Origin of the sequence: Yaniella sp., assembly GCF_030453185.1 — a bacterium.
GTDB lineage: Bacteria > Actinomycetota > Actinomycetes > Actinomycetales > Micrococcaceae > Yaniella.
The window spans coordinates 1-10,655 of the sequence record NZ_JAKDKW010000078.1 but is presented as its reverse complement, the minus strand read 5'-3'; the positions used below and the strand labels follow the sequence as shown (position 1 = coordinate 10,655).

The 10,655-nt window shown below is 56.2% G+C and carries 8 protein-coding genes and 1 pseudogene; 3 read left to right on the top strand and 6 right to left on the bottom strand.

The features are described 5' to 3' along the window. Positions 1-2,449 (bottom strand): annotated as a pseudogene (locus L0H14_RS10260) (hypothetical protein); the annotation flags it as partial. A gap of 505 nt (positions 2,450-2,954) precedes the next feature. On the opposite strand from L0H14_RS10260, the gene L0H14_RS10255 reads away from it, so the two are divergent. Continuing rightward, positions 2,955-4,580: an ABC-F family ATP-binding cassette domain-containing protein gene (locus L0H14_RS10255; protein ID WP_301421780.1), complete on the top strand. Its 1,626-nt coding sequence runs from the start codon at positions 2,955-2,957 to the stop codon at positions 4,578-4,580. A 44-nt stretch (positions 4,581-4,624) separates the two neighbouring features. Here L0H14_RS10255 and L0H14_RS10250 read toward each other — a convergent pair whose 3' ends face one another. The 5 genes from L0H14_RS10250 to L0H14_RS10230 all read right to left on the bottom strand — a co-directional run bounded on the left by L0H14_RS10250 (position 4,625) and on the right by L0H14_RS10230 (position 8,419). Further along, positions 4,625-5,347 (bottom strand): hypothetical protein, encoded by a 723-nt coding sequence (locus L0H14_RS10250; RefSeq protein ID WP_301419078.1) that lies wholly within the window; start codon positions 5,345-5,347, stop codon positions 4,625-4,627. Next, on the bottom strand, positions 5,347-6,000 hold the full coding sequence (locus tag L0H14_RS10245; protein ID WP_301419076.1) for a SatD family protein: 654 nt from the start codon (positions 5,998-6,000) through the stop codon (positions 5,347-5,349). Before L0H14_RS10245 ends, L0H14_RS10250 begins: the two co-directional genes overlap by 1 nt. Positions 6,001-6,061: 61 nt before the next feature. After that, positions 6,062-7,519: an L-lactate permease gene (locus tag L0H14_RS10240; protein ID WP_301419074.1), complete on the bottom strand. Its 1,458-nt coding sequence runs from the start codon at positions 7,517-7,519 to the stop codon at positions 6,062-6,064. 185 nt (positions 7,520-7,704) lie between these two features. Then, entirely contained in the window at positions 7,705-7,974 is a 270-nt protein-coding gene (locus tag L0H14_RS10235; protein ID WP_301419072.1) for a DUF6480 family protein, read from the bottom strand. A 181-nt stretch (positions 7,975-8,155) separates the two neighbouring features. Then, positions 8,156-8,419 carry a hypothetical protein gene (locus L0H14_RS10230; RefSeq protein ID WP_301419070.1) on the bottom strand — a complete coding sequence of 88 codons (264 nt, stop codon included), beginning with the start codon at positions 8,417-8,419 and terminating at the stop codon, positions 8,156-8,158. 233 nt (positions 8,420-8,652) lie between these two features. Between L0H14_RS10230 and L0H14_RS10225 the strand changes: the two genes are divergently transcribed. Further along, the gene (locus tag L0H14_RS10225; protein ID WP_301419068.1) at positions 8,653-10,035 is read left to right on the top strand and encodes a short-chain fatty acid transporter; all 1,383 of its coding nucleotides are present in this window, start codon (positions 8,653-8,655) and stop codon (positions 10,033-10,035) included. 197 nt (positions 10,036-10,232) lie between these two features. After that, positions 10,233-10,610, top strand: a complete 378-nt coding sequence (locus L0H14_RS10220) for a hypothetical protein (RefSeq protein WP_301419066.1) — start codon at positions 10,233-10,235, stop codon at positions 10,608-10,610. Positions 10,611-10,655: the final 45 nt, after the last annotated feature.

The following is a 10,655-nucleotide window of genomic DNA, read 5'->3' as shown; positions in this document are numbered from 1 at the left end:
AATCATCAACGGCGATTTCCTCAGGGTCGATGCTCATCGCAGGTTCGGTGACCTGATCGGCAGGATCAAGCACAGTAAATTCAGCAGAAGTTTGGTCACCTGATGCTTCATCTGTGACCGTCAATTCCTTCACACCGGGTTCGGTGTCTTCTGGAATGTTGAGGTCTGCGTCGATATTACCGTCTGCATCAACGTTAGCATCGACCGTTGGGTTCCATTCCAACGTAACATCGCCTTCTGGGGTGAAGTCGCTACCGGTAACAGACAAGGTGTCACCTGGGTAGACGCTGTTTGCGCCAAGTTCGATTGATGGACCGTTATCCTGATTGGCGATGACTTCGAAATTTCCTTGCAGCGGATCTGCATCATCTTCAACGATGGTGATTTCTGTATCGTAGACGCCCAGGTAGCTGGTTGGATCGTCAAGATCATAACCGTAGATAACGAACTCGGCGACACCGTTTTTATTAGCGGTTTCATCGCGTTCTACCGTCTGCACGCCCTCTGGGCCATCAACGACGGCTTCAATGTCCGCACCGGGTTCAAGACCGACTATGGTATGGACGACACCATTGTCGTCATCTTCGTCGTCTCGGACGAAATCATCGAGCGTGATTTCTTCTGGAGTGATGCGCAATGTCGGTTCATCAGCTTCAACAACCGTCAGCTCAGCTGTAGCTTCCCCTTCGGCCTCCAGATCACGGGCCACAACATCATAGGTACCAGCGGCAAGATCCCTTGGAACCTGTAGTACCGCGTCGGTTAGCTCGCCGTTTTCATCAGCTACTACACTAACTACTTCCGAATCCAGGACAAGTTCGAATTCGCCGTTCGGGGTGAAACCGGCACCGGACAGTCCAACCATTTCGCCCTGATACGCTTCAGTGGCGTCGAGGCTGATTTCTGGTTCAATAACCGGGGGTTCGTCATCATCGGAGGTACCCACCGACAGCTCTACGGTCGTAGACTTCCCGCTGGTCTCGTCGGTAATTTCGATTTCATAGGTTCCGGATTCAGCATCGTCGGGGACAACGATCTCATGGGAGAAATTGCCTTCGGAATCGGCCTGCGTTGTCATGGGTTCATCAAGATCCCAGTTCATGGTCACATCTGTATCGGGGCTAAAGTTGCTGCCCGACAGATAGATTGGTTCACCCGGCGCTACTTCATTGGCTGATATCGATGCCTGTGGTTCTTCGCTGGTGACTTCAAATCCGCCCTGCGCGACGTGGGTTCCGTCGCTGAGGGTTACAGTGGTACTGTAGCGGCCAATGTAAACGCTGTCACTGTCGTCGTGCACGACATACTCTGCAACACCATTCTCATCTGCTGTGGCGCTACCAGACAGCCCTTCCATGGGGTTATACGCGTTGCCAACGTTGAAATCGACCTCATCGCCCGGTTCCAGGCCTTCAACGGTGTGTGTCACACCGCCGCCGTCAGACGGTGCAAGGGCAAAATCTTCTTCTGGAATGGTCTCAGGATCAACCTCAAGGGTAACGTCTGTAACGTTAAACTCATTGGTGGTTTCTTCGCCCGATTGAGCGTCAACTGCGGTCAGCACGTACACGCCACGGTCAATGGATTCAGGCAGTGAATACTCGAATGTCTCGAGCATGCCATTCGAGTTAGCGGTCACCGAGTCGAGTGTTATTGAATCGCCACCAGCGGTGGGGGTCAGCGATAGTTCGATTTCACCGTGCGGGGTGTAGCCGCTACCGGAGATGGATATAGTCGAGCCGGCAGGTCCTGAACGCGGGCTGGTATAAACTTGTGGATCTACTTCGACGTCGCTGTCGTCGAGCACCTCAAGTGGCACACTGAAAGTGTGAAATTCTGCCTCATCATAGACTGAAACATTATAGTCCCGTGGCTGAGTATCCTCGGGGATGGTCACGGTGACAGTGAATGCGCCTTGGCTATCAGTCGTAACCGTACCGATCTGGGGCCCTTCTGATACCTCGATATCGTTCTCAACTAAATTGATGACGAGCTCGGCATCTGGGGTGAAGCCTGAACCAGTGACGGTTACGGTATCGCCCGGCCACACTTGACTCTTATCAATTGAGACATCGGAATCTACTTCTTGAGTGCCGAAATCCCCACCGTCTTCATGAGCAGCTTCGTCATCCCCACCGTCTTCTGAGGTGGCGTTTGCACTGGCTGAAGCCTGGTCATCCCCAGCTCGCTCATCAGCGTCTTCCTCTTCAGCTTCGCTCTGGTCGTTGTCATCAGCGTCCTGCTCGCCGGTGGCTGAGGGAGATTCTTCAGATGCAGGTGACTCAGTAGCGGTATCAGGGGATGCTTGCTCGGTCTGCTCGTCCTGATCTGCTTCGTTTTGCGCTAGCGCCGCGGGCGCTCCAATCGCAAATGAACCGAACGCGAGAGCCGAGCCGGCAAGCACAGCTGTAGCTAGCCGACCCCTCTTGTTATTTTCATCTTCCGCCATGCGGTGTTTCCTTCCAAGTGAATGAGATTGCCGTTGTCCTTCCGGCCTTTTGACAAGGCCCAAACGGCGCAGACATCAGTAAATGAACACACTTTTATAGTGGAACGAACACAGAATACATGGCGAACATCACAGCTTCTACTTATTATTGAAACTTTCACGCATTGGCGGCTAGCCCGTTGAGACTGGTCTCGGATGGCCGACAAGCGACTCCTAAGTGTGTCGTCGCAGATCAGGTATAGATCAACAATTAAAACCCTCAAGCAGCTACTGACCAGTAGCTTTGCGGAAAAGAATTCTCTAACACCCAGACAACTGGTCAACAACATACGGCGCGCGCTAGACTGCTGGCATGGCTATGCAACTTCTGCTTTTCCTGTAACATCCGATCGACCTTTTCGCGCTCGTTGTTTTCATACCCGAGCCGAGGTCTTTTCGTATCCAAGACCGATTCGGTCGATGTTCATTTTTCGCGCCAGTACGCGCGAGACTTCAAGGAATTTGTATGCCTTCCAAAACTTCTTACCCTGCGCATTCGCGCGCCCATTTATCCCTCAACAACCTAGGCCTGGCCCTTGGCTCCAAGCAGGTCCTGGAACAAGTGCACCTCACCGTCACACCCACGTCCCGCATTGGAATTGTCGGCGAAAACGGTCGAGGCAAGACCACTTTGCTGCACGTACTAACCGGCCATCTAGAAGCGGACACTGGAACCGTCACTCGCCAAGGGACAATCGGTGTCGCTGAGCAAGAAATGCCTGCGGCCGACGACCGCACAGTCGCAGATGCTGTGGCAGAAACCATCGCTCCATCGGTTGACGCCTTGGCTGAACTTGATGCGGCAGGACAGGCAATGGCCGACGATACCAAAAATGCCATGGAGCGCTTCGCCCTGGCACTTGAGCGCGCCGAGGCACTCGAGGCTTGGGACGCTGAGCGCCGGGTCCAACTCGCACTCGAGGCGCTCGATGCTGAGACCAACGGTGAAGTGCTATTGTCCACGCTATCTGTTGGACAACGCTACCGCGTCCGCCTTGCATGTTTGCTGGGTGGTACACACGATTTCTTACTGCTGGATGAGCCCACCAACCACTTGGATCGAAGTGGCTTAGACTTCCTGACCGATCGACTACGTGACCGTGATGGTGGCGTCGTCGTTGTGAGTCACGATCGTGCTTTGCTCGCCGACCTGGCAGACAGTCTACTGAGCTTGGATTCGACACCTGATGGCCGTCCACGGTTATACGGTGACGGCTATACGGGTTACCGCGATCGCTCAGCTGTCGAACGAATTCAGTGGGAACAAGAGTATGCGCGCGAGCAGGTCGAACATGCCAAACTTCAGGACGACTTGCAAGCAGCCCAGGATCGGCTGGTCAGTGGATGGCGTCCACCAAAAGGCTCTGGTAAACACCTCCGAGCCACTCGTGCTGCATCGACGGTGCATAATGTTCAGCGGCGACAGGAAGCCTTGGCAGCTCATGCGCTCACCGTTCCCGAACCGCCGTTGACATTGAATTTTCCGCACCTGACGAGCCGCAGCAGCGTCACACTGTTGTCAGCGGAGCAAGCCACCGTTGATCAACGACTCACCACACCGGTTTCCCTGGCATTATCCGGTGGTGATCGACTCGTAGTGACGGGGCCGAACGGTGCCGGGAAAACAACGCTGCTCCAGGTCCTTGCACAAGATCTGCAACCTAGCAGCGGCAATGTCGAGCGGAAAACCGGGGTGCGAGTTGGTTCACTGCAGCAGGAATCTGAACTGCCCTCGAAGCTGAAGGTCAGGCAACTGTTCGAATCACACGTACATCAGCTTATTGCCAGGAGGCTGGTTAGCGACAAAAACGCCGTGAGCTTGAGTGACCTCGGCCTGTTGGGTACTGACGAGCTACAGATGCGCGTTGGCGAGCTCTCGATGGGGCAGCAGCGGCGCCTGGAATTGGCGTTAGTGCTAGCGAGTCGCCCAAACCTGCTGCTGTTGGATGAACCAACAAACCACCTTTCCATACGCCTGGTGGACGAGCTCACCAAGGCGCTCGAACACACTGGTGCTGCTGTAGTGTTGGCGACGCATGACCGACAGCTTTTACGAGACACCGCCCACTGGCCGCAACTGCAGCTGCGCTAAAAACCTTATAACTAGCAGATTATAAGGTGTTTCGCGCACCCTTGTCATGAGAACATCGCCGCGAGGAGCCCAGCACCACCGGCAAGTCCCCAGCTTGCGAGACTTCCAACGAGAAACTCTTCGGCCTTCGTTCCGGCCGTAGATTCCGCTGGGTCTCGTTTCGCGTCAGCTGAGATTTCTGGGAAACGAACAATGCCTTTGGCCGCCATCAACGCAGCGACCACATGGTAGGCACCGACAACGGTCAACACCATAATGAAAATCCGCTCCAACGGGCCGATAACCCTGCCACCCTTGAGGCGACTGCTCGGCACAGCGCCGGAGGCTCCGTGGCCTTCGGCATCACGCCCGGACAGCAAGAGGACTGCCCGTGTGACTTGGTTTCCGGTTTGGGTCAAAAACAGTGCAAGGGCAATCCACATGAGCCCGTCAGGAGGCGACGTCTTCAAGGCAACAACGTCCAACCATGCCAAGCAGGCGACAACCGCGATAAGGCCAACACCCGACCATGCAAATGTCGCGGAGGGCGGGCGTTGCTGCTGCTCCGTACCATCCATGCGCTCGGAGCCGTAATACCAGGCGGCGGCTACCACTGCTGCGACGGCACCGGCCCAACCTTCAGGTCGAACCCAGATGGCGGCGGCAACGGCTAGCACCACCCACCAGCCCATTTGCATGAACTGCGCGGCCCGGAAAGATAGGTGTGGTTGGACTAGTCGGAGAAGGTCGGTGACTGCCACGGCCAAGATGGTGAGCACTGCGAGCATTAGGCGTCTTCTTTCGAGTTTTCGGAATCGGACGAAACCGCGAGCATATCATCGACTTCTAAAAGTGCCATGGCACCCGAACGATGCAGCGTTTGTGAAACGGCGGCCTGCGAGATGCGCTCGTTTCGAGCAGCCTCCTGTTGTGTAGCGCCGCAGAGCAAGGCGCTCAAGAGTCGGCGTTCGCGAGCCTTCATTCTTCCCAACACATGATCGCGCACCATGAGTTGAGTTCTGACCGCTGTCGCCAAGTCGACGTCGTCGCTACAAAAACCCGACATCACATCGTCGCGACGCTGCTGGCGCTCTTCAACCTCGTCAATGGCAGCACGGGCGTGCAACCAGGCAGTGCCATCCTGGATGGGACCCGACTCGCCTTGTTCTATGGTGTTGATTTGGCCAGCTCCGATGCCGTAGCGCAGCTGTATACCATCGGGGAGCAGTGCCTGCATGCGCAATGTAAGGCGCAAGGAATCTTGCCAGGTCGCTACAATCACCTGAAACTCGTCCCCCACTGTCGCCCAGGCAGGTCGGATGGGCGACACCGCTGTTTCGGCTTCAGCAAAAGCGTCGGTGATTGCGCGCTGGCCGGCGGAACGGTCCACCATCTCACGGGAGTCCACGATGTCTGCGATGATTCCTACTGCCTGCATCATGGCACCACAATATCACTTATAAATAAGGCGATATAAGTATTTTCAGGGAGTCGATGGCTGCCTACCCCGTCATCGGTAGGAAGATTACTGCGACAACGCCCCAGAGGACCAGACTGAGCAGCACGATCGGTAGCAGTACTTTCAGGAGCGATCCTCGGCTTACTGCCGGGCCGGGAGTATCCTCGCGCTGATACACGTGCGCCATGCGATAGGCGAGTTCAATACGCGCCGGCCCCGCAATGATGGCCCAGCCGGCAGCCGAGTTTTGCAAGCCCATCGCCCACAGCGGTGAGACGCCGAGGCCTTGTGCCGCCGAAACCTGTGTGGCCCCGAACATTGCGTTCGCACCGGTGCCGGAAGCGGTGATGTAGCCCGAAAGGCCAGCCACGAAGGGCATGAGGAACAGGTAAACCGAGCCCAGTGAGGCTAAGCTACCGGCGATTTGGTCTGCCAGTCCACCGCCGGCCATCATCACGCCGAGTAGCACGTAGAGGGCCGTCGGGATTGCCACCGCCCACCACATCTGCAGTGCTGCCTTGGGCAGGGCCCGCTCGTCTCCGGGCTGCATATTCATGAAAGTCAGTGCAGTCAGCGCCGCCGTCGTCGACCATAATGCAGGAGAAGACATAATCTCGCCGAGCACACCAAGATCGATGGAGCGGTAGAGGATTTGGCCGATAATGGTGCCCACCAGCAGGACGAGGTACGGCACAAGCGAGCGGCCAGGACCCGGCGTCAAACGGCCGCGACGAATCAAGATCAACCACAGTACCGCCATAATGAGTGTGGCCACGGCGCCAGCCACCGGCGTGCCTAGCAACAGGTTCGCCGTCATCGTAAATCCCCACAGCACGACGCCAGAGCCTGCCCCTACCGCTGCCCAAAATACCTTCCGTCGTCCTGGAATGTTGGTGGCGGTGTACCCATTTCCCGCGATGATGGCGACTGCGATACCAGAGACCACGAAGGGGATGAGGTTCATCCACCCCGATACCAAACCCATATCGGTCAGTGGCGCTCCGGCCGCATCCGCTGCGATGAGCGTCCCGGGCCCCATCGAACCCCAGGGGCCGATCATCAGACCCAGCAGTGTCAGCAGCGCAGCTCGATACGGGGTAAAACCAAAAGACAACAGCAGTGGCAGTCCGATGAGAACTGAGACACCAAAACCGGTGACTGTTTCCAAAAATGGTACGACCCCGTGTGCCATCAGGAGCGCCGACGCAACTCCGGGGCCACCGGCAGAAAGCCAACCGGCCAGACGACGCTGAGCCCCGGTGCGATCCATAACCCCCGAGAGCAAGACACCGCCCCCGATGATTGCCAAAACCTTTATCAGTGTCCAGAAGGTGTCATTCCAGGCGGCCACAAGGTTTTCAACCGGTGTGTCAAAATACCAGAGAGCAATGATGGCTGCGCTGACGGTGCCCAGAAGTGGCGGGATGGCCGCGGAGATTCGTGAGAAAGCGAGCAAAAGCAGCGTCACCAATACCGGGACCACCGCTATGAACAGACCCACGCAGTTACTCCTTCAACTAGAACCACTCCCCTGGTCGACCTCGAGTTTTACCGGGGTGCCACAAGGCACAAGCATAGCTGCCTCAACTCAGGCAGAACCTAAACTTCTCAGTTCAAAAGGCCAGCGGTATGCGGTACCGGAAACGGATCCAGCCGGTCGTGGAAGCTTAGAACCTACTGGTGGCCTTAGTCCCAAAGTCCAATGCCGTAGGCGATGAAGAAAAATACTAGGAGCGCTACAATGACGCCGATCAGTACCAGCGTCATTTTCGAACGCGGTGGCCGTGCGCTGGGTGTATGGCGTGGCGTGGCTGAAGCTGATTGCGATTCGGGAGGCGTGTGGCCTGGCTTCACGCCTCCGCCGGCCTCTAAATCTGGGTCTTCATCCGGGTTGGGGTCAAGATTCGGATTGTCGTTTGGGTCGTGCTCGTGGTGTTCTGGTGTTCGGTCGGTCACGGCAACTCACCTCCGATGAGCAGGCTCAGGTTGTAGAAACTTAAGCCTCAAGTATGTCTTTTTAGCGTAGATGCGGCACTGCGCAGCAGGCCACCAACGCTAGACAAAAGAATCAGTGAGCATCACAGACATTGACTGGATACCCACTGATTCTTGTTGTCACTGCATAAGATGTGCGTAGCTAGTAGCGGTCGCGTCCCGTGGAGAGTCTCCTGAGACGACGGATCACGTCCACCAATAGAATGGCGCCGAGCACAAAAGCAACGTAAGCAACAAGATCAGGCTGACCTTCAACCGTCAAAAACCGGACACCGACTCCTAGTAGGAGCACCGTTCCGATAAGCTCCACCGGCACCATGAAGAATCCCATTTTGGTAGGCGATTTGCCATGCTCCGGATCCGGGCGTTGGGGTGCCTGGTCTGGTTCAGTATGTTCAGGACTCACAGTCCCCTCCTTTCACCCTTGATATTAAGGATGCTGTCCTTCCACGCTAATGCCCGCTTTCTTGTTTCGAAAGAGCTGAGCAACACAAATCAAGCGATTTTGCTCAGAAATTGCTGTACCCACAGCTTCGGCCGGCGTCAAGTCACCGCGATGCGACCACACTGGATACCGTATGATCGACCTCACAATAACATCATGCTCCAGCACCGGACCCCACCTTGAGGAGTTTTGACATGTCACCCCAAAACACATCGACCGAACCGCATAAGGAAGGCACGGCGCTTTCCAGAGCCATGCGCCCTGTGAACCACATCGTTGAACGCTTCATTCCGTCGTCACTGGTTTTTTCAATTCTGCTGACATTCATCGTCGTCATTTTGGCGCTCATACTGACAGACACTTCGCCGGGCGATCTGGTGGTCTATTGGGGCGACGGCTTGGCCGGCCTACTTGACTTCATCACCCAGATGGCCCTGATTCTGCTGCTCGGCCACATCTTGGCGAATACCGGACCGGTCCGCAGCGGCCTCAGTTTCTTGGGCAGTGTTCCACGGACGGAATTAGCAGCCTACGTTTTTGTTTTCTTCGTAGCAGCCATTGCCAGTCTGATTACGTGGGGCCTCGGGCTAGTGGTCGGTGGCCTGCTGGCGCGCGAGGTCGCCTATCAGGGGCGCGAAAGAGGATTGCGGCTGCACTTCCCTATGCTCGTGGCATCAGGTTTTGCCGGATTCGTCGTCTGGCACATGGGGTACTCCGCCTCGGGGCCGCTTACCGCTGCGACTGAAGACTCATTTCTCACAGAATCCTTAAACGGCCAGACCATCCCCCTCAGCCAAACCGTATTCTCCGGATGGAACTTATTGGCGGCACTGGCAACCATTTTAGTGGTCGGCTTGGCGCTATTCTTGGTTGCGCCCCGTAAGGGCGATAAAATTTCCGAACTGGAAATCGACCTGCGTGAAACCGTCGATGACGGCCAAGAAGAAGTTGTCACTCCCGCCGACAAACTCGACGCTAGTCGGCTTGTGACACTATTGGTTGGGTTGCTGCTGGTTGCCTACCTCATACTGCATTTCAGCCGCGGCGGCACGCTCACCTTGGACACTGTGAACTGGTCATTTTTAGCATTGATCATGCTGTTGGTGCGCAACCCATTCGAGCTGATTGCCCTCACCAAGAATGCGGCCTCGAATGTTGGCGAGATCCTGCTGCAGTTCCCGTTGTACGCAGGCATACTCGGACTCATGGTCGGCTCGGGCCTAGTGCAGATTTTCTCCGACGCCTTTGTCTCTATCTCCAACCCGGTTACCTTCGGCATGCTGGCATTTTTCGCAGCCGGACTGGTGAACTTTTTCGTCCCGTCGGGCGGTGGACAATTCGCCGTCCAAGGCCCAATCATGCTCTCAGCCGGAGCTGATTTAGGTGTCGACCCAGAAATTACCATCATGGCCGTATCCTACGGCGACCAGTGGACCAACATGATCCAACCTTTCTGGGCTATCCCGCTGCTAGCCATCGCGGGCCTCAAGATGCGCGACATCCTCGGCTATAGCACTATTGTGCTCCTCGCTTCCGGGCTCGTGTTTGCGGCCACGCTGCTGTTGGTATCGCTGTAACGTCCTCGACTGCCGTGAACTGCTATTCCCTTGGAAACAAACCGTCGATGATGCAGCAGATCGGTGGCAGAATGCCAGCGAAGTGCTTTACGTGACACACCCATCAGTGAGATGATAGACACAAGACGGTCGAAACCTCTGCATGGTCACTCATTGCTCTGCTAGGTCATGCAATAGCAGACCGTCAGGAGGGCATCATGTCACGCATTCATATCACCTTCGGCATTATCCTCATCATCGTAGGCGGCGCTGCGTATGCAGTTACCGAATTTGCAAGTTGGACCGCGATGATTCCGGCATTCCTCGGACTAGCGCTCGTCGTTTGTGCGCTCGTCGGCATGCTCCACCACATCATCGGTGCCCTTCTGGGCCTGGTGGTTGCAATTGTGGGCCTCGCCGGGACCGCCATGAACGTTGTCGAACTCGGCTCGTTATTCTCGGGTGACGTCGCACGGCCAGAGGCCGTAATCACTAGCACGATCGCATTTGTCCTGTTGGTTCTCTACGCGGCCTTCGTCATCCGAGACATGGTCATCACGGCTCGAGAGCATCGCAACCCGGCGAAGTTAGCCTAATTCGCTGCCTGCGGGGACCAGAGTCTGTTGGTAATGCGCTAATCG